This window comes from Arthrobacter sp. StoSoilB22 (assembly GCF_019977315.1).
Taxonomy (GTDB): domain Bacteria; phylum Actinomycetota; class Actinomycetes; order Actinomycetales; family Micrococcaceae; genus Arthrobacter.
Window position 1 is genome coordinate 2,882,277 of sequence record NZ_AP024652.1, and the last position, 26,715, is coordinate 2,908,991.

Sequence of the window (26,715 nt, forward strand, 5' to 3'; positions counted from 1 at the left end):
TTTATTGAGTATCAATCCTTGAAGGAGGCCAGCTATGAGCAAGCGTGCACGTAAGCGTCGTGACCGTAAGCGCGGCGGCGCGAACCACGGCAAGCGTCCCAACACCTAAGCCACCGGCTTAGCGTCACAGGCTTAAAAGCGAAGGCCCCGGAAACCATGCGGTTTCCGGGGCCTTCGACGTTAAGGTCAATCCTGTAAAGAATCAGGCTCTTCAGCATCCGGCCGGGATCAGGCGTCCACTGGCTTGATGGCGTGGATGCGGTCCAGTATGGAGTTTTTCAGGTTCTCCGGGGCGGATTCAGTGCATGACCGCTTAACCATGGTGCGGATGAGGCACTCAAGGTCATACTGCTCGGCGCACTCCTCGCAGGTATCCAAGTGCTGCTTGATCTCAGTGAGATCCTCGCGGGTCAATGCGCCGTCGAGGTACTCGTAGATCCGTTGCATTCGCGTATCGTCGCAATCGCCCAATCCCTGGCAGTCGCTCATTTCTCTTTCTCCTGATTGTTGCTTCCGGCCGCGGCCTGATCTTCGGTTTGGGCCCTGAAGCCCCGTTCGGCGGCATAGTCCGCCAACATATCCCGCAGCATCTTCCTGCCGCGGTGCAACCGTGACATGACCGTGCCGATCGGGGTATTCATAATCTCTGAAATTTGTTTGTATGCGTAGCCCTCAACGTCCGCGAAGTAGACCGCAAGGCGGAATTCCTCAGGAATCGACTGCAAAGCGTTCTTCACGTCGGAGTCAGGGAGGTGATCCAGTGCTTCGGTCTCTGCCGACCGTAAGCCTGCCGAAGTGTGCGACTCCGCCTTGGCCAACTGCCAATCCTCGATCGTGTCCGAGTTGGACTGCAGCGGCTCACGCTGACGCTTCCGATAAAGGTTGATGTAAGTGTTGGTGAGGATCCGGTACAGCCAGGCTTTGAGATTAGTTCCCGGCTTGTACTGATGGAACGCCGAAAACGCCTTGGTGTAGGCCTCTTGGACCAGATCTTCGGCATCGGAGGGGTTGCGCGCCATACGCATGGCTGCCGAATACAACTGGTCCACGTACTGCATGGCGTCACGCTCAAAGCGTGCCCGCCGCTGTTCCGGGGTTTCCGAAGCAGGATCGACGTCGTTTGCCGCCGTCGCGTCATCATCCGCGCCGGCTGCCTGGTACTTGGCCGCTGCGGCCGGTTCAGTGGTGCTCATCGTTGCCAAGTCTACTGTCAGCTGCCGCGATTCCGGCTGCATTCCATATCCAGGCTCCGGCAGCACCACCCGGTCCTTAACCAAAGTCAAAAAACCCACTCCGTTCAACAGGCGGCACACACCATGCCGCAGTCCGGTCTCCGCCGCACCTGTGGTTCACAACGGTGGCCGCCGGGTAAATATTCCGCAAAAGTGCAAGACTAGATCAGACTGCACCCCTTGAACACAACATTCACCGAACTAATGTGGCAAGCCATCAGGAGGCAAGACATGTCTGTTATCCGTTTTCTCGCACGTCCCATGCTCGCGTCCAGCTTCGTCGTCGCAGGGCTGGACAAGCTCAGGAACGCGGACGACACTGCGAAGCAACTCTCTCCCGTCCTTCGTCGCGCCTCCGAATCGCTGCCCTTCAAAGCTGACGAAAAGACACTCGCGCGCGTCCTCGGCGGTGCACAGTTGGGCGCCGGCGCTTTGCTCGGGCTCGGGAAACTATCACGCTTTGCCGCCACGGTTCTCGCTATCACTTCGGCACTGAACTCCTATGTCGAGTGGCGTTCGGCCGACATCAGCACCAAGGAAGGCCGGAGCGCCCGCAAGGCGCAGTTGCTGAAGAACATTTCCCTCACGGGCGGCGTGCTTCTTGCCGCAGTTGATACCGACGGCCGTCCGAGCATTGCCTGGCGGGCAGAACACTTGGCGGCCGATGCAAAAAAAGTGACAGGCAAGCAAATCAAGCGCGCAGACAAAGCAGTTCGCAAGGCCGTAGACAACGCAGTTGGAGCATAAGGAAGCATGACCGGCACCACCTCCGCTAACACCGAATCAGCAAAAGCCGCCACCACGCTGCCCTTGTGGCCGGCGCCTCACGCCAAGGGGCCAGTGGACGCAACGGTGACGGTCCCAGGTTCAAAGTCGCTAACAAATCGGTTCCTGGTGTTGGCGGCTTTGGCGGATGGTCCCTCACGGTTGAGGGCTCCCCTTCACTCGCGCGACTCCGCACTGATGATCCAAGCTCTCCAGCATCTGGGTGCCACCGTCAAGGAGGTACCCGGCGACGGCCACTTCGGTCCGGACCTGGAAATTACTCCGTTGGATCCGGCTGCACCCGGAGCTGAGACGGCAATCGACTGCGGGCTCGCAGGAACCGTTATGCGGTTCGTTCCCCCGTTGGCTGCGCTGCGTCACGGCGTCACAGTCTTCGACGGCGACCCCCACGCCCGCAAGCGGCCCATGGGGACCATCATCGAAGCCCTGATCGCCCTCGGAGTCCCGGTGGCAGCAGATGGCGGCAGGACGCCGTCGTCCCTTCCCTTCGCTGTGGACGGTACCGGCGAAGTTCGGGGCGGCCACCTGGTGATTGATGCCAGCGCTTCCTCGCAGTTCGTTTCCGCGTTGTTGCTGGTGGGTGCCCGGTTCGTTGAGGGCCTGCATCTGGAACACGTGGGCAAACCCGTTCCCAGCTTGGACCACATCACCATGACGGTGGAGGTCCTCCGCAGCGTGGGTGTCACGGTGGACGATTCCGTACCCAACCACTGGCGTGTCTCGCCCGGCCCCATCCGGGCCTTTGACCAACGGATTGAACAGGACCTCTCCAACGCCGGACCCTTCCTCGCCGCGGCGCTGGCCACACGTGGCACCGTCCGCATTCCCAATTGGCCTGCCGGCACCACGCAGGTAGGCGATCAATGGCGGAGCATCCTGGCTGCCATGGGTGCAGAAGTAACGTTTGACGACGGAACGCTGACAGTGACCGGCGCGGCCGAGATCAAAGGTGCCGACTTCGACGAAACCAGCGAACTGGCGCCTACGGTCGCCGCATTGTGCGCCCTGGCCAACGGGCCCTCACGGTTGACCGGCATCGCCCACCTCCGGGGACACGAAACCGACCGGCTTGCCGCGCTGGTTGCCGAGATCAATGGCCTCGGAGGCGATGCTGAGGAAACCGCCGATGGCTTGGTGATCCGCCCGGCTGCCCTTCATGGAGGCGTCGTCCACAGCTACGCCGACCACCGCATGGCTACTGCCGGCGCGATCCTTGGTCTGGCCGTCGAAGGCGTACAAGTCGAAGACATCGCCACGACGTCAAAAACCATGCCGGAATTCCCACAGATGTGGGCGGCCATGTTGCAGCAAACAGATGATAGCGACGATCTTGATGAGGCCAGTAACTGACCATGGGCCGTGACGCACGTTCCTGGGACGAATCCGACGTCCGGATCCGTCCCAGCAAAAAAGGATCCAGGCCCCGCACCAAGGACCGCCCCAGCCACGATGACGCCGTGATAGGCAGAATCATCACTGTGGACCGCGGGCGCTACCGGGCAATTGTTGGCGAAGATTCCGCCAACGAGCGGATCGTGATTGCAGCCCGCGCCCGTGAGCTGCGGCGAAATCCCGTTGTCCCAGGGGACTTCGTCGCGCTGGTAGGTGACGTCTCCGGGTCCCCCGACACTTTGGCGCGGCTTGTCCGGGTGGAAGAGCGGAAGACGCTTCTTCGCCGCAGCGCTGACGATACCGACCCCATAGAACGGGTAGTTGTAGCCAACGCCGATCAGCTTGTTGTGGTTGTTGCGGCGGCCAACCCGGAACCACGCACCGGGTTTATTGATCGTGCCCTGGTTGCGGCATACGACGCCGGCATCGAGCCGTTGCTGCTGATCACCAAGGCGGACGTCAAGGATCCGGCGGAGCTCCTTGCCAATTACCTGAGCTTGGACTTTCCCGTGATTATCAGCCGTACGGCTGACTCCGAGGCCGGCGGCATTGATGCCCGCTCGGATGATGGACTCTCAGCCCGGCTGGACAAGGACGCCGTATCCCAGCTCCGCTCACATCTAGGTGGCAAAGTCACCGTCATGCTGGGCCACTCGGGTGTCGGCAAATCCACCATGGTTAACGCACTGACGGGGGCGGAGCGCGCCACGGGCGGAGTCAATGCGGTGACGGGCCGTGGCCGGCACACCTCATCCTCGGCCTTGGCGCTGAAGCTGGACGACGCCCCGTCCGGCAGCTGGATTATCGATACGCCCGGCATCCGTTCCTTCGGCCTGGCGCATGTGGACCCGGACCGGATCCTCCATTCGTTCCCGGACCTTGAGCCCGGCACGGAAACCTGCGACCGCGGCTGCAAGCACAGTGCAACCGCCACCAATTGCGGGCTGGATGCATGGGTGAACGATGGCCACGCAGGACCATCAGGAGTAGCACGGTTGGCCTCCCTGCGCCGCCTGTTGGGTGCAGACCCAAGACTCGAGGCGAAAGAGACCAAGGAACTGGGCACCGTCAACTGATCGTTACCGGCTTCACGTCCCCAATGAGGCGAACGATTCAGGATAGTTTGGTGGCATGACCCATCCCGTTTCCACGTACAACGATGACCTGCGCCTGGCCCACGTCCTCGCTGATTCAGTCGATGCCCAGACCATGGATCGCTTCAAGGCACTGGACCTCAAGATCGAAACCAAGCCCGACCTCACGCCGGTCACTGACGCTGACAAGGCCGCTGAGGAAGCTATCCGCGGCCAGCTGTCCCGCTCGCGCCCACGTGATGCGGTCCTGGGCGAGGAGTTCGGCAGCAGCGGCCACGGCTCGCGCCGTTGGATCATCGACCCCATCGACGGAACCAAGAACTTCGTCCGGGGTGTTCCGGTGTGGGCAACGTTGATTGCCCTCGTGGACGACGGCGAACCTGTGGTGGGCGTTGTGAGCGCCCCGGCATTAGGGAAACGCTGGTGGGCCGCCAAGGACATGGGCGCCTACATGGGCCGGTCCCTCGCCTCGGCCACGCGCCTCAAAGTTTCCAACGTCTCCAGTTTGGCTGACGCCTCCATGTCCTACTCCAGCCTCTCGGGCTGGAAGGAACGCGGCAATCTTGACGAGTTCCTGGACCTCACCGAAGATGTTTGGCGCACGCGCGCCTATGGTGACTTCTGGTCGTACTGTCTCGTGGCCGAGGGCGCAGTGGACATCGCCTGCGAGCCTGAGCTGAACCTTTATGACATGGCAGCACTCGTCCCCATCGTCACTGAGGCCGGTGGCCGTTTCACCTCCCTGGAAGGCGAAGACGGTCCCTTCGGCGGCAATGCGCTGGCCACCAACTCGATCCTTCACTCCGAGGTCCTCAAGCGGCTCAACCCCGGCTTGGACGATCTTCTCTAGTCCTCCTGCAAACCAGCAGGAACGGAATATTCGACGGCGGCAGCCCCCTTTTGGGGGTCTCCGCCGTTTTTTATTCGACGAAGCGGGCATTTTGGCTCCGACGTAACAAAGGGCTTAACAATCGGCAGCGGCTTTGGAAGGGCCCCCGGACGTGCTTTAGCCTTTTTACAGGTCACGAGTGCCAGCGCTAAACCCCGGTTAGCTGGCCGGCAACCCTCCATTCGCGGTGGGGTGCCCCGGGTGACGACCCGGCCGGTCCGGAACGGATGCGGCAAGCGCGGATTCCCTATGGGGGTCCCTCTTGAGTGAGGTCCTATGAGCACTGTCACGTTCGACTCAAACATCATTCCGTCCTTCGCCGCAGAAACCACAGCAGAGACAGCTGCCGCTGCACGGCCGCTGGCCGCTGTTACCGGCGCCGAGTTGCAAGCGCCCCTGATTCAGGGCGGACACGTTCGCTACGCAAACCTCGACTACGGGGCATCGGCTCCGGCGTTGACCATCGTCTCGGCCTACCTCAACGAAGTCCTTCCCTACTATGCGAGTGTCCACCGCGGTGCGGGCTACGCCTCCCAGATCAGCACCTCGGTGTACGAAAATTCACGGAACATCGTCCGCGAATTCGTTGGCGGGCGGGCAGATGATTCTGTCATCTTCACCCGGAACACCACGGACTCCTTGAACCTGCTGGCCGGCTGCCTTCCGCTGATTGACGGCAAGCCCGCAGGTGAGGTCCTGTACCTGGATATCGAACACCACGCCAACCTGCTTCCGTGGCAGGGTGTCCCGCACCGCAGCGTCGTAGCGGCACCAACCTTGGCCGAGACCCTGGACAAACTCCGCGGGGAGCTGGCCCAAGGCGGTGTCAGCCTGCTTGCGGTGACCGGAGCCTCCAACGTCACCGGTGAGATCCTACCCATCGCAGAGCTTGCTTCCCTGGCCCACCAGTACGGTGCACGGATTGTGGTGGATGCCGCCCAACTCGCACCGCACCGTCGGATCAACATCACCGAGGCAGACGTGGACTACGTGGTCTTCTCCGGACACAAGCTCTACGCCCCCTTCGGCGCCGGCGTTGTGGTGGGCCGTCCCGACTGGCTCGACGCCGGCACTCCGCACCTGGCCGGTGGCGGCGCGGTCCGTGAAGCCCGATTGGACTCCGTTAGCTGGGCGGCAGGCCCTGCGCGGCACGAGGGCGGCTCGCCCAATGTTCTGGGTGCCGCAACCCTCGCCCGTGCCACCCAGGTGCTGGCCGGGTTGGACCAGGACGAGTGGCACGCCCATGAAACCGCCATCCGCTCCTACTTGGTGGAAGGCCTGGAAGCCATCGACGGCGTGACCGTGCACAAGATCTTTACAGACTCCTTGGACACCATCGGTGTGGTCAATTTCTCCGTCGAAGGATTCGACGCCGGATTGGTGGCCGCCTACCTGGCAGCAGAGCACGGAGTGGGCCTGCGGGATGGCCGCTTCTGCGCCCACCCGCTCCTCAAGCGCCTGGGGCTCCCCTCAGGCTCTCTGCGTGCCAGCTTCGGCGTCGGCTCCCGGTTGGAGGACGCTTCCAGGCTGCTCGCAGGCATCCAAGGGCTCAAGCGCGACGGATTGGGTTGGGACTACGTGGTGGACGAGGGCCGATGGGTTCCCGCCAATGACCACCGCACCTACCCCGAATGGGCGCCCAACACTCCGGGCACTGCGGGAGCAGCTCCCTGCACAGTCGACTAGAAAACACACAGTCGACTAGAAACACTGTGGACCAGGCACACTGTGGACCAGGCGTAACGGCCGCTGAGGTAAATTCGTAGGGTACCCACTGGCCATCCTGTGAAGGAGTTCTGCGTGTCCCTGCGTTCCCCGGGCGCCGCAAACAATGCGGCCGGCATTCCCGGACCCGCTGGACCGCGAGGTCCCAAGCTCCACGCTGCCCGTCGGCGCGAACTCGGCCAGAGCTTTCAGGACGGCGGAGAACACTATGACCGTGTGCGTCCTGGCTACCCACGGGACTCCCTGGATTGGCTCGTTCCTCCCGGGGCAAGGTCGGCGGCCGACCTCGGCGCAGGCACAGGAAAATTCACGGCACTCCTTATCCAGCGCGGACTGGCGGTCACCGCCGTCGATCCTTCCACGGACATGCTGGAGCAACTGCGAAAAAGCTACCCCCTCGTCAACGCGCTGGAGGGAACGGCAGAGGCAACTGGACTGACGGACTCAGCATTCGACGTCGTCAGCGTTGCCCAAGCCTGGCACTGGTGTGAGCCCATGGCAGCGAGCACCGAGATCTCCCGGATCCTGCGTCCCCACGGAGTCCTGGGGCTGATCTGGAATCAGTTGGACACGTCCATTCCCTGGGTACACCGCCTTTCCCGCATCATGCATGCAGGCGATGTCCACAAGCCCGGCTTCCGGCCAGTCATTGGCCCGGAGTTTGGCGGTTTGGAAAGCCACCTGACCCAGTGGGAGGATGCCCTGACTCCTGAGGACATCATGGAACTCACCAAATCCCGCAGCTACTATCTCCGAGCCAACGACGCCACCCGGGCTAAGGTCATGCACAACCTGGAGTGGTACCTCCATGACCACCTCGGTCATGCCCCAGGTGAAACCATCGGGTTGCCCTACATGACGCAAACCTGGCGGGCGTTCAAGATTCAGGGTCCGGCGCCACGGTAGGCTTGGGGTGTGAAGACCAGTACGCCCTCCTCCTCGATTGAGGACTACGTCAAGGTCATCTACTCCTACACGGAGTGGCAGGACAAGCCGATTACGTCATCCCAGCTCGCCCTGCGCCTCGGGGTGGCAAATTCCTCAGTGTCGGAGATGGTGCGCAAACTCAAGGACCAGGGTTTGGTTGATCACCAGCCCTATAGCGCCATCAGACTGACCCCTGAAGGCATGCGGCTCGCCCTCTCCATGGTGCGCCGGCACCGGCTCATTGAGACGTACCTTGTTGAGGAACTCGGATACAGCTGGGACGAAGTCCACGACGAAGCCGAGATGTTGGAACATGCGGTGTCCGATACCTTCATCGAACGCATGTCCGCCAAGCTTGGCCATCCTATCCGGGACCCGCACGGGGACCCGATACCTTCGGCCGATGGATCGGTTGAGCTGCCGCACGCCTACCGAATGATCGAGTTGGATCAGGGCCACTCGGGTCGCATCACACGAATCAGCGACGAAAATCCGGACCTCCTGCGCTACCTTGCCTCGGAGGAGATCTCCCTGGACGCACCGGTGGAAGTGGTGGGGCGTAAACCCTTTGGCGGAGCTTTGGTAGTGCGCATCGGCAGCGGCTCCCGTGGCCGGGAATTCGATCTCGCGGATGAAATCACGTCAGCTCTGTGGGTCCAGAGCTCCGAGACGCACGAAGGCTGCGTTCTTCCCGCCCGCTGAGTCCGTTCGCGCCTGATCCCGTTCGCGTCTGAGCCCGTGCGCGCCCGAGGTCAGTTGACCTGCCCGCCCGGCCCACCGTCGTCGGACGCTGTACCAGGTTCGCTGACAGCGGCAGTTGTGGCGTCCTGGACAGGGTTCCGGATTCCGACGGCGGAAACCACCGCCCCGAACAGGAACAGGCCCGCCGTCACCAGCAAAGCGTTATACAGGCCTTCCCGGGTAAAGGCCGGACCCACAATGACCCCGGCGAAAGCGATGGAGATCAGACCCGCAATACGCGCCACGGCGTTGTTCACCGCCGAACCAATCCCAGCCTCCTCAGACGGGACGGCGCCAAGGATTGCAGCCGTCAGCGGCGCCACCAAGGTAGCCAGCCCGAGACCAAAGACCACCTGGCCCGGCAGCACCTGCGTCCAGTAGTTGAGGGGGTCCTGAATAGTCAACGACATCAGGAAACCCCCACCACACAGAATCGGTCCGATCGTCATGAACCATCGTGGGCCGTACTTACCGGCAAGCCCACCAAAGTAGGACGCACCCAGCATCAGGATGACCGTCCCTGGTAGCAGCGCCAAGCCCGCCACAGTGGCTCCCATCCCACCCACCTGCTGCAGGTAAATGCCCAGCACAAAGAAACCCAGGGAGATCGCGGCGTAAATGGCCAAGGTAGCGAGGTTACCCCAGGCAAAGTTGCCGATAGTGAAGAGCCTCAGCGGCAACATGGGCTGAGCAGTCCGGGCCTCGTGGAGGAGAAACAGAACCATTGCCGCAATTCCCACCATAAGCGGAATCCACACTTGCGGGCTCCCCCACCCCATCCTCCCCTGTTCGATGAACGCATACACCGGCCCACCCAAGCCGACCATGGCCAGGAATGCTCCCAAGTAGTCGATGCTCTTGCTCTTGTCCCTTGCGGCGTCGGAGGCGCGCAAACCCGCAAGCAAAGGCCAGATGGCAACGGCCGGGATGACATTGATGAAGAAGATGACCCGCCAGGACAAAAGGTCCACGGCCATTCCGCCGATCAGCGGACCCACAATGGCCGCGGCACTGGTCCACCCGGACCACTGCCCAATGGCCTTCGACTGCGCCGGGCCGGAGAACGACGAGATGATCATGGCAAGCGAACTCGGAACCAGGAGTGCGCCGGCGATCCCCTGCAACGCACGGGACACCACCAGCACTTCACCGGTCCATGCCAGACCACACATCACAGAGGTGACCGCGAAACCAGCGAGGCCCCATTCGAGAATCCTTGCCCTGCCGAAATGGTCGGACAGTGAGCCGGCAACCAGGATCAACGCGCCCAGGGTGAGCAGGTAAGCGTCCACCACCCATTGCTGGATGACCAGCCCACCACCCAGTTCACGCCCGATGGCCGGGAGTGCGAGATTCACCACAAATCCATCAAGGATGGCGATGAACGAAGCCACAATTGCCACCACAAGTACGCGCTTTTGGAGCGGAGTTCTCGGCAGGAGGGCCGCTGCGTCAGTCATGTGCACAGCCTACGCCGGGGAAGTCCCGTATCGTTGAATGGTGATTAGCAGACGTGATGCCGCCTTGGCCCTTGATATTTCGATGGAAATGGCCCAACGCCACGGTATTCCGTCCCGCCTCTCTGAGGCCGACCTCAGGGACATGCAGGACAACCCCCCAGCGTGGTTGGTACAGTCCCGAGCCAACCGAACCGGTAAGCGACCCGTGTGGGTCCATCTGACCTGCGCTGTGTGCGGCTACACCGAGGCCGTTCGCCCCAAGAAATGGTGGCCCGATTTCTCCTTCGTCTTCTGTGGCACCCACCGGAACAGCGAACTGCCCGAACTCTTCCTCGGTGACGTACGCAGCGAATATGAAGGCGTCGGAAGCCGATTCGTCGGTGTAGTGGACGTCCGCAAGGACCAAGGCTAAACAGGGAGCCTAGCCGGGAACTCCTAGGCCGGCTGACTCATTTCGGATGGCACGGCAGTGAGCTGGAGGGCCTTGCCATCGCGGAGCACCGTCAACGGGAAAGTTTCGCCGATAGCCTCGGCAAACAGCAATTTCTGCAGGCTTTCAGCGCTGGAAACCGCTCGGTCCTGCGCGCGCAACACCACATCCCCTGCTTGGAGTCCGGACAACTCCGCGGGCGAGCCCGGAATGACCTCCACCACCCGCAGACCCTCCTTCTGGCCGGTCCTAACCACCGCACTCGCATCGAGGGGTATGGGCGTGCTGACCAGGCCCAGGTATGCGCGGCGAACGCGGCCGTCCCTCAGCAGCGACGCGATGATCCGTTGCGTCGTGGTGTTGATTGGTACTGCCAGCCCGAGCCCAAGGCCGGCAACGGCGGTGTTGATGCCCACGATTCGCCCCCTTGTGTCGGCCAGTGCACCTCCGGAGTTTCCCGGATTCAGGGCGGCGCCAGTTTGGATGACATCCTCGATCACCCGCCTATGCTCGCCTGCCCTCACGGGAATGGACCGCCCCAAGCCGCTCACTACGCCAGCGGTCACCGAACCGGCCAGGCCCAGCGGATTGCCCACGGCAATCACTAATTGGCCTACCTGCAACGTGTCGGCATTGCCCAGCAATGCCGGCAACGTGGGGTGTCACAGATTCAGCAACGCTTATGGCGATCCGGGAGTACGCGTCCAAGGCTTCATGGTCGTCCGCGGCTTGCTCTTCAAATGCTGGATTTGTGCTCATCATGTGCCTCCTGCCAACGCCCTGCCACGCTTAACCGCGATCCTTCGGCGAAGCGCCCAACCAGTACAACGGCCAAGCAGGTGCCGGTAGTCCTGAACGCGCTACGCCGTAGGTGAACGCACCCTGCAGACGGCAAAAAGAAAGCCCCCGGATCACGAGGATCCGAGGGCTTTCAGGGGTGGAGATGGGGGGAATTGAACCCCCGTCCGATGTCGTTTTGTCAGGGCTTCTCCGGGCGCAGTTCGCGTCGGATTTTCTCGGCCCCAGCCATCCTGCGAACAGGTGGCTGATCCGGGCCCAGTCATCTAAGAGTCCCGTTTACCTCAATGACGAAGGCAAACAGCAGTGGCTATCTAAATGACGCCAGGAACCGGGGCGATAGCAACCCCGGGCTGACGGACTGTCTTACTGCTTAGGCAGCGAGAGCGAAGTCAGTGCGCTTAGATTCGGCACTTATTGGTTTGCAGACAGCGTTTACGAGATAATTCTGCATCCTCGGCCCGCTTCACCTGTCGCGACTAACATCGTCGAAACCGATCATCCCCGTATTTTGTTACCAAACCCGCCAAGAGTCTTTGAACTCTCGTCGGACTACTTATCATAACGCATTCATGCAGTGGATCATTCCCCGGACACATGCCACTTAGCGGCGGTTGCGCTCGCGCAACTCACGCAGAGATTCTCGCTTGTCCTGCTGCTCGCGAAGGGTCTGACGCTTGTCATAGTCCTTCTTACCGCGGGCAATCGCGATCTCCACCTTGGCCCGGCCGTCCAGGAAGTAGAGCTGGAGAGGCACAACAGTGAATCCGGACTCACGAATCTTCTGCGAAATCTTGTCCAGTTCATCGCGGTGCAGCAAAAGCTTACGACGCCGGCGGGCGGCATGGTTGGTCCAGCTCCCCTGGTGATACTCCGGGATATGGATACCCTCCATCCACAATTCGTCATTGTAGAAGGTGCAAAAGCCATCAACCATGGAGGCATGGCCCTCACGGAGGGACTTCACCTCTGTTCCCATGAGGGCAATACCTGCCTCATAGGTATCCAGGACATGGTAGTTGTGCCGGGCCTTTCGATTGGTGGCCACTACCTTACGGCCACTTTCCTTGGGCACGGTAGAACTCCTTGTTAGATGCGGATTTCAACTAGTGTACGCCAGCGCGGCGGTGCCTCCGCGCGCCAGGCGCACGTTAGAGAAGAGTCATGGGATCCACTGCGGCACCGTTGAGCCAGGTTTCGAAGTGCGCGTGGCAACCCGTCGAGTTACCCGTGCTGCCCGAATAGGCAATGAGTTGCCCCGCCGAAACCTGCTGACCATTCGCCACCACAATGCTGCTGTTGTGGTAGTAGATGGTGGTCAAAGAGTTGCCTTGCACCACACCATGGGAGATCTTCACGCGCCATCCGCCGCCATCGGCAGAGTTCCAACCAGAATTGAAGACCTCGCCCGCAGCGGCTGCGTAGACGGGCGTGCCGCATGCCGCTCCGAAGTCGATCCCTGTGTGCATGTAACCACCGGTGCCATAGAAATCAATGGTGCCCGGTGGTGTCGCCCGCCAGCCAAAACCAGAGGTAATGGGAACAGCGCTGGCGAACGGGTGCCGGAGACCAAACGCCGACGGCGAACCGGCAGGCGGAGGAGAATACGGCGGCTCAGGAGGTGCAGGCCGTCCTTGGGCTGCTGCCGCAGCAGCGGCGGCAGCAGCAGCTGCTTCCGCGATCCGCCGTTGTTCTGCTTCCCATGCTTCCCTCAGCTTCCGGTCGCGCTCCACGATTTCGGCGGCGATCGTATTCTGTTCTGCCTTTACCCGGGCCAGGTTGGCTTCAATGCCGGGTTTCGCGGCCTGAAGTTGCCCATTGAGGCGGGTGGTGTCCTCAATCAGCTTGTCGACTTCAGCTTTTTTGCTCGCAGCTTCATCCCTTGCCGACTTTTCGCGCTCCAGCGCGGCGTCCGCCTTGCTCTTCAGGTCTTGGATTTCTTCCTCAACAGCAACAAGTCTCGCCTGCGAGTTCACATTGGTGGCGTTCTGCTGGGTGAGTTTGGTCATCGCCGCGTTTTGGCTACGCATGGCCTGATCAGCCAAGTCCATGGACTCTGTCAGGCTGCCGGATTCACTGGATCCGAACAGCAGTGCAATATTGGTGGGGACACCACCGGATTTGTACGCCTGTGAGGCGATCTGACCGATCAGCTTCTTGGTGTCGGTGATTTTCTGCTTGTCACTCTCCAGCTGCTCAGTAATCTTGGCCTTGTTCTGCTGGGCAAGTTCAACCCTGGCGGCAAGAGCTTCGACTTCCTTGACCGCACTGGCCACCCTGCCCTGCGCCTCCAGCAGCGCCTGCTGCGCTCCGGGAAGGCGGCCCTGGTAGATCACCAGATCACCGGCAGCCTTTGCAATGTTCGCATCAACAAACTCCAATGATGCTTGAACCCGCGCAGATTCTGCTTCCAAGGCAGCTTGCTGGTCTTCCAGGCTGTCAGCTGTTGCGGTTGGCGCGCCCGATAGCAGACTGACTGCCAAGCCCACAGCGAGGACGGCCCCCAAAAACCGAGCATGGCCTGGCGCAAAGCGCCGGCGCAGGGGGTTCGGGTCCAACGTGGTCATCAGAAGTCCTTTTCGCTTGTCAGCATGGCAGTTATTTCATTCCGGGTATCCACGGTTACACCTTCAGGTAACGCCGAAGGGTCAACAGCGAAGATATACCCGCCAAACCGGCGCCAAGTGCAATCAGGACCGGTGCGATCACCAGGACCTGGGTGGAGGAGATGAACGGAGTATTCAGGAACTGACGCGACAAATCACCATTGAGCCAGAAATGTGCCATCAGCCAGAGAGTGACGGAGGCCAGCAGTGCCCCCACCACGGCCGCTATGACACCCTCAAGGATGAACGGCAATTGGATCACCATCTTTGATGCTCCCACGAGCCGCATGATTCCCGTCTCCCGCCGTCGGCTGAAGGCCGAGAGCCGGATGGTGGTGGTGATCAGCAGGACCGCGCAGAAGATCATCACCGCCGCCACGCCGATGGCTGCAACTGATGCCCCGTTCATCCAGGAAAAGATGCGTTCCAGCACCTGCCGTTGGTCGCTGACCGTCTCAACACCGGGCTGCGAAGAAAACGTCTCGCTGATGATTTGGTACTTTTCAGGGTTCTTCATGTTGATGCGGAAGGAGGCCGGCAACTGGTCTTCAGAGACGGAGTCCACAATGGGCGAATTGGAGAACTGCTCCTTGAAATGCTTGTACGCCTCAGCTTGGGACTCAAACTGGAAATCGTTGATATACGGCTTTATTGCCGGGGATTCTAGCATCGCCTGCAGGTTAGCCTGCTGCTCCTTGGTGGCCGAACCCGAAGCGCAACCGACCGCCGTCGAGCCATCGTTGCAGAGGAACACCGCAACCTGGACTTTGTCGTACCAAAAGCCCTTCATCTGGTTGATCTGCATCTGCAGCATTCCTGCCGCACCGACGAACGTCAGGGACACAAAAGTCACCAGGACCACGGAAATGACCATGGAGAGATTCCGGCGCAGGCCACTGCCGATTTCCCCCAGGATAAACAAAAGCCTCACAGCTGTGCCCCCTGCGCACGGTTAAGTTCCTCGCCGCTGGCATCCCTGAGCCGGCGCGACTCGCCAACCACCGGAATCATCGAGGTGTACAGTGCCTTCGCTTCGTCGCGAATAACCTTGCCGTTCTTAAGTTCCACCACGCGGCGGCGCATTTCATTGACGATGTCGTCGTCGTGGGTTGCCATGACCACAGTGGTCCCGTTCTGGTTGATTTTGTCCAGGACGCCCATGATTCCCATTGAGGTAATGGGGTCGAGGTTTCCGGTCGGTTCGTCGGCCAGCAAAATGCCCGGACGGTTGACGACGGCGCGGGCAATCGCCACGCGCTGCTGCTCGCCACCGGAGAGTTCATGGGGCATACGGCGTTCTTTGCCCTCCAGGCCAACGGTCTTCAAGACCTCCGGCACGGTCTCCCGAATAATGGAGCGACTCTTACCTATCACCTGCATCGCAAAAGCTACATTCGCGAACACATTCTTCTGCGGGAGCAACCTGAAGTCCTGGAAGACAACACCGATTCCGCGCCGAAGCTTTGGAACACGCCAACTCGAAATGTTGGCAACGTTCTGGCCCGCGACATACACCGAGCCGGACGAGGCTTTGTCCTCCTTCAGGATCAGCCGAAGGAAGGTGGACTTGCCAGAGCCTGAAGCGCCCACCAGGAAGGTGAATTCGCCGCGGTTGATCTCAAGGCTCACAGAGTCGAGCGCCGGTCGGGCATTCTGCTCATAGACCTTGGTGACATTCTCAAATCTGATCATGGCCCTTTAGAACCCCGCCGGACATGACGTAGCCGCCCAGTCCAACAGCCGGAGCGCGGGCTTTCGATGGGGGAAGTGAGAGCACCGGCCACTCGACTATACGCACGGGGCAACTGTAATTCCGCAGCTTTCAAAGGCGTGTCGCGGAATCCGAAGACTCATGTGGTTCATGTGGCTCACATGAGGCAGCCCAACTCCTAGTTGGCTGCCGCGTTTCGGTTTCCGGTACGCCAGCGGATGCCGGCGTCGATGAAGTCATCAATGTCGCCGTCAAGTACGGCCGAGGTGTTGCCCACTTCGTGTTCCGTCCGCAGGTCCTTGACCATTTGGTAGGGATTCAGGACGTAGGAGCGCATTTGATCGCCCCAGGACGCCTTGACGTCTCCAGCCAGGGCTTTCTTTTCGGCGTCCTGTTGTTCCTTCTTAACCAGCAGCAATCGCGACTGGAGCACACGCATGGCGGCCGCACGGTTTTGAAGCTGCGATTTCTCATTCTGCATAGAGACCACAATGCCCGTAGGGATGTGTGTCAGCCGCACGGCGGAGTCAGTGGTGTTCACGGACTGCCCACCCGGACCCGACGAGCGGAAGACGTCAACACGGATCTCGTTATCCGGGATCTCGATCGAGTCCGTCTGCTCGATCAAGGGAATGACTTCTACCGCAGCGAAGGATGTCTGACGGCGTCCCTGATTATCAAAGGGACTGATGCGAACCAACCGGTGCGTACCGGCCTCGACGCTCAAGGTGCCGAAGGCGTAGGGGGCCTTCACTTCGAAGGTGGCGGATTTCAAGCCCGCTTCTTCAGCGTAGGACGTATCCATGACGGTGGTCGGATAGCCGTGGCGTTCAGCCCAACGCAGGTACATCCTCATCAACATCTCGGCGAAATCGGCTGCATCAACGCCACCGGCTCCGGCCCTGATGGTGACGACGGCTTCGCGTTCGTCATACTCTCCGGACAGCAGCGTAGTAATTTCAAGCTCAGCCAGCGCTTTGCGGATGGAGGAAAGTTCCTTGGCCGCTTCGGACATGGAGTCCTCGTCGCCCTCGTCCTGGCCGAGTTCCACAAGGACTTCGAGGTCGTCAATACGGGACGCAAGCTTGGACAGGCGCTCAACTTCAGACTGCCTGTGCGACAAACGCGAGGTGATGACCTGGGCGGAAGCAGGATCGTCCCAAAGGTCCGGAGCCCCTGCCTGCTCGCTCAGCTCAGCGATCTCAGCCTTGAGGGCATCGACATCGGTGACGTTTTCAATGGAGCTGTACGTTGCTCGAAGTGCGCGGATTTCCGCGGGAAAATCAATTTCAGCCATGATCATCCCAGCGTACGCTATCCATTGCACTCCCCGATGGCTCCCCTAACCCCGTGCCCGCGGGCACCCATAGCTCCCCGCCCGGCGGATTATTACTGGGTCAGTCGGGATCGGGCCGTCGCTTTCGCCTCGATGAGAATCCCATCCGGTAGAAGAAAACTGACCACGGGAGGGCGCACGACGGCGGTGAGGACCACTACGGCAGTCCCGCCAGGCTCACTTCCGGTACCTTCCGCGACAGCCAGGTTTTCATGCCGGGATCCGGCATTACCAGCTCTCAGGTACGACTCCGTTGCGGCCAGCACTCTCGCTTCGACCAAGGAGGGGGAGGGGAAACTAGCTCCACCGACGTCTCCCGCCACGAAGGAATCCGCTGCCGTGAGCGCGGCACCGTCAGCCAGGGACAGCAGCTTCTTGTGTTCCAAATAGACCGTGGAAGCAGCCATCACCACCGAGGCGAGGAGAAGGGACAAGAGGACGAAGCCAACAATGAGAACCGTTATTTGGCCTTCTTCCGAGGCCCCGCTCCTCGACGAGACCACTCTCACCGGTAACGCCCCACAACCTGCGACGCTGATGCGCTGAGTCGGCTTGCCTTCAACTGCAGCGAGTCCCCGAACGGCATTAGAGGCAGCGAAACGTCCAGGCTTACCGTCACAGTCACCGTTGTACCCGCCGACGAACAAACCGCACGATCACACTCGATCGCCACGCTCGCTAGTTCGGGCGAATAACCGTAGTCCTTGAGGGCAAGGAGCACACTACGCTCCGCCGCAATCCTCGCCATGGCCGGGTCCGATTGAGTCACGAAGACTTTTGCTGCTTGATCCGCAGCACCCACCACCGCAAAGGATCCGCCTTGGACTTGACCTACGGTTACTACGAAATAGACCACAGGAACCATGAGCAACAACGCGAGGAACGTAAATTCCACGACGGCGCTTCCCCGTTGACGTTCAGGATTCTGAAGTCCAGGATTCTGAAGTTCAGGAGTCGCAGAGCCATCAGACGCGCCGCCAGGCGATCTGGCCGGCGAGCACAAGGCCTGGCGCACCCTTTGCCGGCAAGCGGCCAGCACAGCCTTTGGCGCGTCAACCCGGGAGATCCGCATGTCCCTTGACCTCCAACATCCCACCAGGACCGATCAGGCCAACAACAGGCAAGGGTGCCTTCACCGTAACTTCCAAGGTTCGTATCCCATCAATACTGACTTCAGTCGACGTGACGTCACGGGCAAAATCGTGGTTCAAGGCGCCACCGATCAACTCAGCGGTCCTGGCCCGGGCATCCATGAAAGTGCGGTCCGACAACGCCCCGTAACGCGCACCCGACGCCGCTGCATCAATGAGTGTGTTCCGCACATGCAGGACCAGCATGAGTTGAACAATCGACATAAAAAACATAGTCAGCAATGCACCAACCAACACGAAGTCAACCACCGCGGATCCGCGCTCCTTTGCGGCTCCGGCTGGCCCTACGGAAACACGGTCGTGGGTGATCCATGTAGCACGTTCCATCACGCGCGCTACTTGCCTACCTTGCTCATTGCCTGATTGAAGAGGTCGCTCAGCGCCGGCGTGGCGATGGCAAGAAGTCCTGCCACGAGGATCGCGGACATGAGGGTGATCATCACCCAGCCCGGTACGTCACCACGTTGGCGGTCACTCCGCAGCGGCAACGCTCTGCGTGTGATCAGCCCGAACAACCAAGAGGAGCCGAACAGCAGGAGTGATAGTACGGACAGTTTGCGTGCACTTTGTTTCATGATTTTCCTTAAGGTTTCGAGAAGTGTTGACGTGTTGTGGCGTCTTAGTGCGTGGCGCGTTAAGCGACTACCTAGGTGGCTTGATGGCTGGACGTCAAAGGCTCATTTCCAATGCAGCGATAGCAGGGAAAGCGGCGAATACTACGGTCAGGGGCAGCACTCCGAAGACGAGCGGCACCATCATGGCAATTTCTTTTCGCCCCGCGGACTCCATGAGTTCCCGCTGTGCGGCATCGCGGACGTCCGCCGCCTGCGCCCGGAGAACGTCTGCCAAGGGCGTCCCGCGTTCCACAGCCACCACCAGTCCGTCGATGAACCTGACCAAAGGTGGCAGTTCCGCCCTTGACGAGAAAGCCTGGAGCGCCTCAGTCAGGGGCTTACCGGATCGTGTATCCGCCAGGATTGTGGCGAACTCCCCGGAGAGCTCACCGTTGGAGCTCCGACTTACCCTGTCCATCGCGCCCATTGCGCTCTCCCCCGCAGCGACGGCGAGCGCCATCAACTCCGCGAGGCTGGGAAACTCAGACAACATCCTTGATTCGCGTCGTTTGATCGTCTGCCCCAACAGATAGTCGCGCAACAGGTAACCGCCCAGTGCGCTTCCGATGACCGAGATGCAGGACACCACCGGGCTGAACCGGCCGGCACTGGCGCCGGCAACAACCACGATGACAGCAAGCACAAAAGCGACTCCGGCCCAAAGAAGCTGCTCGGCCCGCAAGTCCAGCGTTGATTTAGTTGAACCGGCACGGGCAAGGCGCTTTGCAAGGGCGGTGGAGCCTACGTTGAAGCGGGACATGGAGGAGACCGCATCGCGGATGATAGGCCGGAGTATTCGTTCCAGGGGTCCAAACGGAGTGAGATTGTGCGTGGGCCTGCGGAGAAGGCGTGATTCGAGATTCTGCGACTTCAACTGCGGTTCGATGCGCTCGGAGAATCTCGTTCCCCGCATGAACGGGAGCCTCGCCAGGATTAACCAGCATCCGGCACCCAGAAGCAGGCCGCACAGCAAGGCTAAAGCGGTTGACGTGTTCATCCGAAAACCCGCTCGTCCTCTGGCAAGGCGCCGACCCGAAGCATCACGGAGTAGCAGAAAGCAGAGACCACAAGGCCTCCAAGCAACACCATGGCGCCGATGCCGGAGTTGAACGCAAGCATGGCTTCAGGCCTGCTTGTCATGACCACCAAAACTATCCAGGGCGCGGCTACGGCGAGTCTGGCTGCATTGATGGTCCATGATTGACGGGCTTCAAGCTCGCTACGCGTCCGTGCGCTATCACGAAGGAAGCCCGACAAAGTCCCCAACATCCGCCCGAGGTCGGAGCCGCCCACTTCGCGGGTCATTCGCAAGGCCTCGATGATGCGATCGGCCACGGGATCAGCGAGGCGCTCTTTGAGTTTGTTCACCGCAGCCTCAAAATTGCCGGTGGCTCTGTAGTCGGACCCGAAATCCAGGAACAATTCCCGCAGTTCTTCGGGCCCGTTGTGTCCCAGCTGTATCAAAGCCTCCGGTAGTGCGAGACCGGCACGGATCGCTGAGCGCAAGTGGTCCACTACGTCCGGCCATAGCTGCCGCAGTGCGTTCCTGCGCTTCCCCGCCCGCCAACGCACAATGGCAAAAGGAACCCAGGAGCCGAAAATTGCGAAACACAGTGCAATTGGCGGGGATCCTGTCAGCACATAAAACGCAAGCAGTGCAAAGAGGCCAAATCCGGCGCAGGTTAGCAGGAGTCCGCCACCGGAAACTTTCTCGATTCCTGCTGACATCAGGAGGAGGTCCAGGCGTCGGGGTCTGTGTCTTTTAGGTTCAGAGGGTGGCTGGACCCACGTGGACCACCACACGAGAAAGACTCCCAAGCCGGCGATGATCCCCAGGAGAGGCGCCATCAGTTCGACTCCAGCAGGGCAGCCACGTCAAAGCCTGCACGCGCAAACTTTTCCGCTGCAGGCATGGAGTTGGCCCGGGGCTGCAGCCGCCCCGCAACCATCCCGAAAACTCCGGAGGACTCGATGATCCCGTTCTCCACCCTCCGTCCCAGGGACAGGATCTCTGTCACCTGCCTGCGCCCGGTTGAATGACGACCGCAGTGCACTACGAGGTCAATGCATGATGCGACAGTCGGCACCACGAAGGCGCTTGAAATATTAGCCCCGGCCAAGAGCGGGAGGGTGCAGATCTTGGTGACAGCGTCATGGGCGGAATTGGCGTGCACAGTACACATCCCGGGTAAGCCTGAGTTCAGTGCAATGAGCATGTCCAGGCTTTCCGCTTCGCGAACCTCTCCTACTATCAAGCGATCAGGACGCATTCGGAGCGCTTCCTTGACAAGCCGCCGCAGAGGAATTTCGCCCTCACCCTCAAGGTTGGGTTGGCGGCATTGCAAACCCACCACGTCGCGCAGAGGCAGCTGTAGCTCAAAGATTTCCTCAACAGTGATGACGCGTTCACGGGAACCGATGCTTGAAGCCAGGCAGTTCAACATGGTGGTCTTCCCCGCTTGGGTTGCCCCCGACACCAGAATGTTCAATCCGCTGGCTACCGACGCTCCCAGGAATCTGGCAGCCTGGGGTGTCAGGCTGCCGAGCTCAACCAGATGTTCGAGCCGGCTTGCCCTTGCGATGAACTTCCTGATGTTAACAGCCCAGTGCTTTCGGGTGATGTCCGGGATCGCTACATGCAATCTGGAACCGTCCGGAAGGGCCGCGTCCACAAAAGGGGACGAAAGATCCACACGGCGCCCGGAACTCTTGAGCATCCTTTCAACAAGATCGTGCACTTGCTGCTCACTAAGACTGATGGCCGTCAGCTCGGACTCCCCATTGCGGGCCACGTAGATTTCGTGCGGCGCGTTGATCCATACCTCTTCAATTCCGGGATCATCCAGAAGTGGCTGCAGGGGGCCAAATCCGGCCACCGCATCAAAGATTTGTTGTCGGGCGGCCTCGAGCTGTCCGAGCGAAGGCAGCGGGCCCAGTAATGCCCGTTCGTCGTAATCGTTGACTGCGGCGTCCACTAGGAGCCGCACGTCCTTGGCTTGTTCCAATGGATCCAAGCCGCGGCGTCGTATGAGCTCCCGGACTTCTCCTTCGACGATTTCTACAGCATCCACATCTTTCCCCGATGATCGCGAGCACGTAAACGAGAGGCGCATCTCGAGTTCTCACGCTAGGCGAGCGGATTCGGGGCCTCAAGTTGCCGTGAAGCGCATGTGGATAACTGTCACCAACTGTCACCTCAGCATCGTCAATCCCACTAGTCACTCCAGTTTCGGAATGTTAGGGTAAGCCCGTTAGGAGCTGGCCTTTGGTCTCATGCGCAAGCGCCCGCCCTGGAGCTTGTCCGCAAGCCACCCCATGCGCCGCTGAGCCGCGGTACAGGGCCGGATGTGAAAATGAACATTAAGTCGATGGACCCGGTCCGCCGCATCCCGCTGGCACGTGCAGCCCTGGCGCTCACTCTCGCCTTGGTGGGGGGAAGTTGCCTTGGGGCGCCTGCAGGGGCCCAGACCCCCGGACCGCAACCGGCTCCGCAGTCGGAAGCCCAGGACACTTCGCCATCGCAGGGTCCCCGCCCGGCCGGAAACGGTTCCGGATCAGCGACCCCCGGCAGCGAGTTGCCGGGTAATACGTTGGTACCCAAGCAGCAAGAGCCGCTGCCCGCCGTCGAACCTTCACCAGCTGTTGCACCGCCGCAAGCCTCGAAGGCCTTGGGGCAGGGTGAAGCCCAACGGCCGACGCCCCAGGCAACGCCTGGCACCGCACCCAATGCCGATGCCATGAAAGCGGCCATGCGGGCAGCAATTCCGGCCGGTGGCGCTGAAATGGGCCAGCGATCGCCAAGGGTGTTGTCGTCAAAGCAACAGAGCGCAAGTGCACCGCCTTCGGGAGCACGTTCAATAGGCGGAGCAGTGAATTCGGTGGTTCCCATGGCGGCCGACCCGGGTCACTGGCGCCCAACCATCGGCATCGCCGGGCAGGATGTCAGCGCCCACCAAGGCAACGTCAACTGGCAAAGCCAATGGAACCAAGGTTCCCGATGGGCCTACGTCAAGGCGTCCGAAGGCAACTACTACCTCAATGAAAACTACACACAGCAGTACAACGGCTCCCGTGACGTAGGCATGGTCAGGGGCGCCTACCACTTCGCTATCCCCAACTGGTCATCGGGCGCGGACCAGGCCAGGTACTTCGTGGCAAACGGTGGCGGTTGGACTGCCGACGGTTACACCCTCCCGCCCGTCCTGGACATCGAATACAACCCCTACGCCGGACGCACCATCAACGGCTTCTACTTCGGCAACACTTGCTACGACATGTCTAAAGCCCAGCTCGGACAATGGGCGGCTGATTTTGGTAACACCGTCAAGGCCCTCACCGGCCGCTTCCCTGTCATTTACAGCACCACCGATTGGTGGAACACCTGCGTAGGGAACCCGACCTTCGGAAACTATCCGCTGTGGCTCGCCTCCTATTGGAACAACCCCACCAACTCGCCCGGGAACATGCCCGTCAGTTGGGACAACTACACCATGTGGCAGTACAGCAGCACCGGTCCCTTCGAAGGTGATTCAAACATCTTCAATGGCACCTATGACCAGCTTCGAACCTTCGCGCGAGGCGCCTCCCGCCCTTCCAGCCCTTCGATCCGATCCGGGGCCGACCTACTCGCCGTCATGCCCTCCGGGCGCCTGGACAATTTCCCGGCGGACGGACAGGGCCGCATCACAGGGCCGGTAGCCATAGGGTCCGGTTGGGGAACCGCGCAATCCGTCCACGTCGTTGACTGGAACCAGGACGGCGTCCAGGACATCCTCGCTCAATGGTCGGATGGCTCGCTCCAAGTCTTCAGAGGAACGTCGGGCGGCGGTTTCCTCACTCCGATACTCGTGGGAACAGGGTGGCAGGAGATGTCGCTGACCGTGGGATGGTGGAACTCCAAGGACGCATATCCCGGTGTTATTGGGCAGGATGGCAAAGGAAACCTCTACCGCTATACGAATGCCGGCGCGGGCGCCCTCAGCGGCGGCGTGCTGATCGGGACCGGATTCGGTGGGCACCAGTTCAACCAATTGGACTTCGACGGTGACGGCAACCAGGACATCGTCTCCCGAACCAACGATGGCACTATGCGCCTCTACCGTTCAAACGGCGTAGGTTCGTTCTTTGCCGAACCGAGCCGGGTGATTGGAAACGGCTGGTCTGCCATGACATCGGTGAGCTCCGCAGCCGGTTTCAACGGCGCCGGTTCGCAGGGACTTCAAGCCCGAACCGCCAACGGCGACCTTTACTACTATCCTGCGGTCTCCGAGTCCTGGGGTAACCGCTTCCTCATCGGCGTGGGCTGGAATGACGCAAACGTCATCAGTGGAGCGCCTGTCAACGTCGAGGCAACTCTGGGAGTCGACACGCAAGACGTCGTCGCTGCCCGCCAGGACGGCAACCTGTACCGATACCCGGGATCAGGTTCCACTTCCTTACTGCCTGCCGAACTTATCGGCGTACAGTGGACCGGCCTAAAGGCAGGTTTCCTGACAGACTGGAACAAAGACGGCGCCTTGGACATCCTTGCGCAATGGAATGACGGGCGGCTCAGCGTCTACCCGGGGTTCAAGGGTCGTGGCTACGGGGCCCCGATCAGCCTCGGCACCGGCTGGAAGGACTGGACCCTCACAGTGGGTTCGTGGAAGAAGTCCGATGCCAGGCCCAGCATCGTAGGATACGACCCCTCAGGTCGTTTATTCCATATCAGCAACCCGTCCGGCGCAGGATTGGGAGCGCGCGTGCAGATTGGTACGGGTTGGTCCGGCTTGAGCATCATCCAGGTGGACTTCGACAAAGACTCGAATATGGATCTGCTGGCCAAGAATACTGCCGGCGAGTTGGTGCTCTACAGATCAAATGGCAGTGGATCATTCGTGCAGGAACCGGCCAACACCGTGGGGGTCGGCTGGAACGTGATCAACAGCTATGGAGCCATCCGTGGATTCGCCGGAGCCGGGTCCACCGGAATCCTGGCACGGACAACTGGCGGCGATCTGCGTTACTACCCTCTGGGACAGAAGGGAAGCTGGGGCACGCCCACCAGGGTGGGCACCGATTGGGGCGCTCTGAAAATTTTCACCCCCGCCGGTTAGGCCCCCGCCGGTTAAGCCCCCCCGGATCGGCCCAGCTCAGCTGAGGTCCCGGAATTTGAGAAGGACCTGCACGCTCCATAATTGAGCGTGCAGGTCCTTTCGCATTTGGAAAAACTCTCTAAAGGAAACAAATAATGTTTCGGTCGAAGGACGGGGTCTAAATCACGGGGTTGCGTGATCTAATGAAGGTGGTCTCACGTATTGGCTGTTCAGCGCATTCGGGAAACGGGCTTTGTTTGGGGGCAAACGAAGGTCACCAATGCGCACAATCAAGGAGTGATCTTTCATGGCGTTTACCGTTTCAACGGCCAAGGTCAGCATTTCGCCGCCGCTTGACGTCAATCCCTACATGGCGGGGTACGGGACTCTCGACGGCGGCCGGGAGGCCACCAGCAGTGCACCCTACGAATCATTGTGGGTTCGTGCGATCGTACTGTGGGAAAACGGCTCCCCCAACCTGATCATGAGCGTGGACATTCTTGCCCTCCCCAGGTCTATCCACCAACGGGCCCGGCAACGGATCCTGGCGCTGGCGGGCTGGTCCAACGGCGACATCCTGATCCAGTCCACGCACACCCACAACGGACCGGCCGTGGTGGACACCCTGCATCCGTTCATGTGCTATGGGTTGTCGGATCTGTCCATGGTGGAGACGTACAGCCAGCATTTGGAGAACGATCTCGTACAGGCTGCCAGTGAAGCGCTGAACGCAGCCCAGACGCCGGTCACCTTGGACTACAAAGTCACCACTGCCAGCATCGCGTACAACAGGGTGGGATTGCCCTATCTTGAGAACACTGTTCCGGTCATCGTCGCGCGCAAGCCAAACGGCAACGCCGCTGCGGTTATTTTCAACTACGCTTGCCACCCTGTGGCCGCTGGTATGCGCACGCTTTTCGACGGCGATTATCCCGCCGGAGCATGCAACTACATCGAAAACACCAACCCCGAGTGCTTTGCCTTGTTCCTCCAGGGAGCGGCTGGAGACCAGAACCCCATGGGAGTGCCCAGCTGGGAGCTGAGGGATGAGTATGCCACCACCCTCGGCGCTGCTGTTGACCGGGCCATGCAAACACCGGGAAGGTCCATTGGCAGCCCCCTCCAGACCAGCTATCAGGAAGTGCAGATCCCGCTGGACATCACGCCCACGGCCGGGAACATGGCAGCGGTACGCGCCGCTTACGCTTCCCGTCTGCCCAATCTGGACGGAAACCCGGCGTGGTACGGCCGCCATGCCCAAGTCATGATCGGTCGAATCGATAGCGGCAGCTATGAGACGTCGGTTGTCTGCCCGTTCCAAGTGTGGAAGTTCGGGGGCAGCCCTCAGCTGAGGATCGGAATCGTCGGTGGAGAGCTGGTCAGCGGCTATGCCGCATACTTCCGTGGAAGATTCGGAGGCGCCAACGGAGTGATTGTTGGTGGTTACGGAAACGAGTCCTGCTACTACGTCCCCAGTGCGCAGTTCCTGCCACCCTATTCATCCGGGGGCAGCTACGAGGGCGGCTGGGATCCTGACCATCCGGGCATTGCGGGAGGCTCCATGACCGTTTACGGACACATCGGCCACTTCCGGGGTGGAACAACAGGCGTTGAAGCAACGGTCATCAACACCCTGAACTCGATGTTCGCCTGAAAACCATCACTGCGGAAGGCCCTGGTCCAAGGAGCAGGGCCTTCGACGGTTGCACCATTTTGTAGCAGTATCGATACCCGATTCCGGGGCAAATT

General features: G+C 60.7%; 26 protein-coding genes, 1 other RNA gene, 1 pseudogene and 1 riboswitch. Of the genes and pseudogenes, 11 read left to right on the plus strand and 17 right to left on the minus strand.

Annotated elements, in window-relative coordinates:
* Positions 1-34: 34 nt before the first annotated feature.
* Positions 35-109: a 50S ribosomal protein bL37 gene (locus tag LDN70_RS21300; RefSeq protein WP_369299106.1), complete on the plus strand. Its 75-nt coding sequence runs from the start codon at positions 35-37 to the stop codon at positions 107-109.
* 119 nt (positions 110-228) lie between these two features.
* Here LDN70_RS21300 and rsrA read toward each other — a convergent pair whose 3' ends face one another.
* Both rsrA and LDN70_RS13430 read right to left on the minus strand, forming a co-directional pair.
* Entirely contained in the window at positions 229-489 is a 261-nt protein-coding gene (rsrA, locus tag LDN70_RS13425; protein WP_142938598.1) for a mycothiol system anti-sigma-R factor, read from the minus strand.
* Complete coding sequence (locus LDN70_RS13430; protein WP_142938597.1) at positions 486-1,283, minus strand: sigma-70 family RNA polymerase sigma factor; 798 nt, start codon at positions 1,281-1,283, stop codon at positions 486-488. The genes rsrA and LDN70_RS13430 overlap by 4 nt, the downstream gene beginning before the upstream one ends.
* Positions 1,284-1,463: 180 nt before the next feature.
* Between LDN70_RS13430 and LDN70_RS13435 the strand changes: the two genes are divergently transcribed.
* The 7 genes from LDN70_RS13435 (at position 1,464) to LDN70_RS13465 (ending at position 8,747) form a co-directional block, all read left to right on the plus strand.
* Positions 1,464-1,979 (plus strand): DoxX family membrane protein, encoded by a 516-nt coding sequence (locus LDN70_RS13435; protein WP_142938596.1) that lies wholly within the window; start codon positions 1,464-1,466, stop codon positions 1,977-1,979.
* A 6-nt stretch (positions 1,980-1,985) separates the two neighbouring features.
* On the plus strand, positions 1,986-3,368 hold the full coding sequence (gene aroA, locus LDN70_RS13440; RefSeq protein WP_142938595.1) for a 3-phosphoshikimate 1-carboxyvinyltransferase: 1,383 nt from the start codon (positions 1,986-1,988) through the stop codon (positions 3,366-3,368).
* A 2-nt stretch (positions 3,369-3,370) separates the two neighbouring features.
* Positions 3,371-4,486, plus strand: coding sequence for a ribosome small subunit-dependent GTPase A (gene rsgA / locus LDN70_RS13445; protein WP_142938594.1), 1,116 nt, complete (start codon positions 3,371-3,373; stop codon positions 4,484-4,486).
* Between the two features lie 55 nt (positions 4,487-4,541).
* Positions 4,542-5,354, plus strand: a complete 813-nt coding sequence (gene hisN, locus LDN70_RS13450) for a histidinol-phosphatase (protein WP_142938593.1) — start codon at positions 4,542-4,544, stop codon at positions 5,352-5,354.
* 170 nt (positions 5,355-5,524) lie between these two features.
* Positions 5,525-5,638, plus strand: a riboswitch (SAM riboswitch).
* Positions 5,639-5,669: 31 nt separating this feature from the next.
* The gene (locus LDN70_RS13455; protein WP_166840159.1) at positions 5,670-7,079 is read left to right on the plus strand and encodes an aminotransferase class V-fold PLP-dependent enzyme; all 1,410 of its coding nucleotides are present in this window, start codon (positions 5,670-5,672) and stop codon (positions 7,077-7,079) included.
* A 120-nt stretch (positions 7,080-7,199) separates the two neighbouring features.
* The gene (locus tag LDN70_RS13460) at positions 7,200-8,024 is read left to right on the plus strand and encodes a class I SAM-dependent methyltransferase (protein ID WP_223942654.1); all 825 of its coding nucleotides are present in this window, start codon (positions 7,200-7,202) and stop codon (positions 8,022-8,024) included.
* Between the two features lie 9 nt (positions 8,025-8,033).
* Complete coding sequence (locus LDN70_RS13465) at positions 8,034-8,747, plus strand: metal-dependent transcriptional regulator (protein ID WP_223940526.1); 714 nt, start codon at positions 8,034-8,036, stop codon at positions 8,745-8,747.
* A 50-nt stretch (positions 8,748-8,797) separates the two neighbouring features.
* On the opposite strand, the gene LDN70_RS13470 is transcribed toward LDN70_RS13465, so the two are convergent.
* On the minus strand, positions 8,798-10,252 hold the full coding sequence (locus LDN70_RS13470) for an MFS transporter (protein WP_502773746.1): 1,455 nt from the start codon (positions 10,250-10,252) through the stop codon (positions 8,798-8,800).
* A gap of 31 nt (positions 10,253-10,283) precedes the next feature.
* Here LDN70_RS13470 and LDN70_RS13475 point away from each other — a divergent pair, with 31 nt between their 5' ends.
* A complete protein-coding gene (locus LDN70_RS13475) occupies positions 10,284-10,658 on the plus strand; it encodes a hypothetical protein (protein WP_223940528.1) in 375 nt (124 codons plus the stop codon).
* A 23-nt stretch (positions 10,659-10,681) separates the two neighbouring features.
* Here LDN70_RS13475 and LDN70_RS13480 read toward each other — a convergent pair.
* The 14 genes and pseudogenes from LDN70_RS13480 to LDN70_RS13545 form a co-directional block, all read right to left on the minus strand.
* Positions 10,682-11,326, minus strand: a pseudogene (locus LDN70_RS13480) (S1C family serine protease); the annotation flags it as partial.
* Between the two features lie 285 nt (positions 11,327-11,611).
* Positions 11,612-11,980: a transfer-messenger RNA gene (gene ssrA, locus LDN70_RS13485) on the minus strand.
* A 98-nt stretch (positions 11,981-12,078) separates the two neighbouring features.
* Entirely contained in the window at positions 12,079-12,549 is a 471-nt protein-coding gene (gene smpB / locus LDN70_RS13490) for an SsrA-binding protein SmpB (RefSeq protein ID WP_017198498.1), read from the minus strand.
* 76 nt (positions 12,550-12,625) lie between these two features.
* Positions 12,626-14,041: a M23 family metallopeptidase gene (locus tag LDN70_RS13495; RefSeq protein WP_223940529.1), complete on the minus strand. Its 1,416-nt coding sequence runs from the start codon at positions 14,039-14,041 to the stop codon at positions 12,626-12,628.
* Positions 14,042-14,096: 55 nt separating this feature from the next.
* Positions 14,097-15,011 carry a permease-like cell division protein FtsX gene (gene ftsX / locus LDN70_RS13500; RefSeq protein ID WP_142938587.1) on the minus strand — a complete coding sequence of 305 codons (915 nt, stop codon included), beginning with the start codon at positions 15,009-15,011 and terminating at the stop codon, positions 14,097-14,099.
* Positions 15,008-15,772, minus strand: a complete 765-nt coding sequence (gene ftsE / locus LDN70_RS13505; RefSeq protein ID WP_017198501.1) for a cell division ATP-binding protein FtsE — start codon at positions 15,770-15,772, stop codon at positions 15,008-15,010. The genes ftsX and ftsE overlap by 4 nt, the downstream gene beginning before the upstream one ends.
* A 197-nt stretch (positions 15,773-15,969) precedes the next feature.
* A complete protein-coding gene (prfB, locus tag LDN70_RS13510) occupies positions 15,970-17,088 on the minus strand; it encodes a peptide chain release factor 2 (protein ID WP_142938586.1) in 1,119 nt (372 codons plus the stop codon).
* A gap of 92 nt (positions 17,089-17,180) precedes the next feature.
* Positions 17,181-17,630: a pilus assembly protein TadG-related protein gene (locus LDN70_RS13515; RefSeq protein ID WP_353618807.1), complete on the minus strand. Its 450-nt coding sequence runs from the start codon at positions 17,628-17,630 to the stop codon at positions 17,181-17,183.
* A 2-nt stretch (positions 17,631-17,632) separates the two neighbouring features.
* Entirely contained in the window at positions 17,633-18,022 is a 390-nt protein-coding gene (locus LDN70_RS13520) for a hypothetical protein (RefSeq protein ID WP_308196338.1), read from the minus strand.
* Positions 18,023-18,179: 157 nt separating this feature from the next.
* Entirely contained in the window at positions 18,180-18,605 is a 426-nt protein-coding gene (locus LDN70_RS13525; RefSeq protein ID WP_142938583.1) for a TadE family protein, read from the minus strand.
* Positions 18,606-18,613: 8 nt separating this feature from the next.
* On the minus strand, positions 18,614-18,853 hold the full coding sequence (locus LDN70_RS13530) for a hypothetical protein (RefSeq protein WP_223940530.1): 240 nt from the start codon (positions 18,851-18,853) through the stop codon (positions 18,614-18,616).
* Between the two features lie 94 nt (positions 18,854-18,947).
* A complete protein-coding gene (locus LDN70_RS13535; RefSeq protein WP_223940531.1) occupies positions 18,948-19,889 on the minus strand; it encodes a type II secretion system F family protein in 942 nt (313 codons plus the stop codon).
* On the minus strand, positions 19,886-20,740 hold the full coding sequence (locus LDN70_RS13540; protein WP_142938580.1) for a type II secretion system F family protein: 855 nt from the start codon (positions 20,738-20,740) through the stop codon (positions 19,886-19,888). The genes LDN70_RS13535 and LDN70_RS13540 overlap by 4 nt, the downstream gene beginning before the upstream one ends.
* A complete protein-coding gene (locus LDN70_RS13545) occupies positions 20,740-21,963 on the minus strand; it encodes a TadA family conjugal transfer-associated ATPase (protein ID WP_142938579.1) in 1,224 nt (407 codons plus the stop codon). Before LDN70_RS13545 ends, LDN70_RS13540 begins: the two co-directional genes overlap by 1 nt.
* A 282-nt stretch (positions 21,964-22,245) precedes the next feature.
* Here LDN70_RS13545 and LDN70_RS13550 point away from each other — a divergent pair, with 282 nt between their 5' ends.
* On the plus strand, positions 22,246-24,987 hold the full coding sequence (locus LDN70_RS13550; protein ID WP_223940532.1) for a GH25 family lysozyme: 2,742 nt from the start codon (positions 22,246-22,248) through the stop codon (positions 24,985-24,987).
* A 286-nt stretch (positions 24,988-25,273) separates the two neighbouring features.
* Positions 25,274-26,620 carry a hypothetical protein gene (locus LDN70_RS13555; RefSeq protein WP_142938577.1) on the plus strand — a complete coding sequence of 449 codons (1,347 nt, stop codon included), beginning with the start codon at positions 25,274-25,276 and terminating at the stop codon, positions 26,618-26,620.
* Positions 26,621-26,715 lie beyond the last annotated feature (95 nt).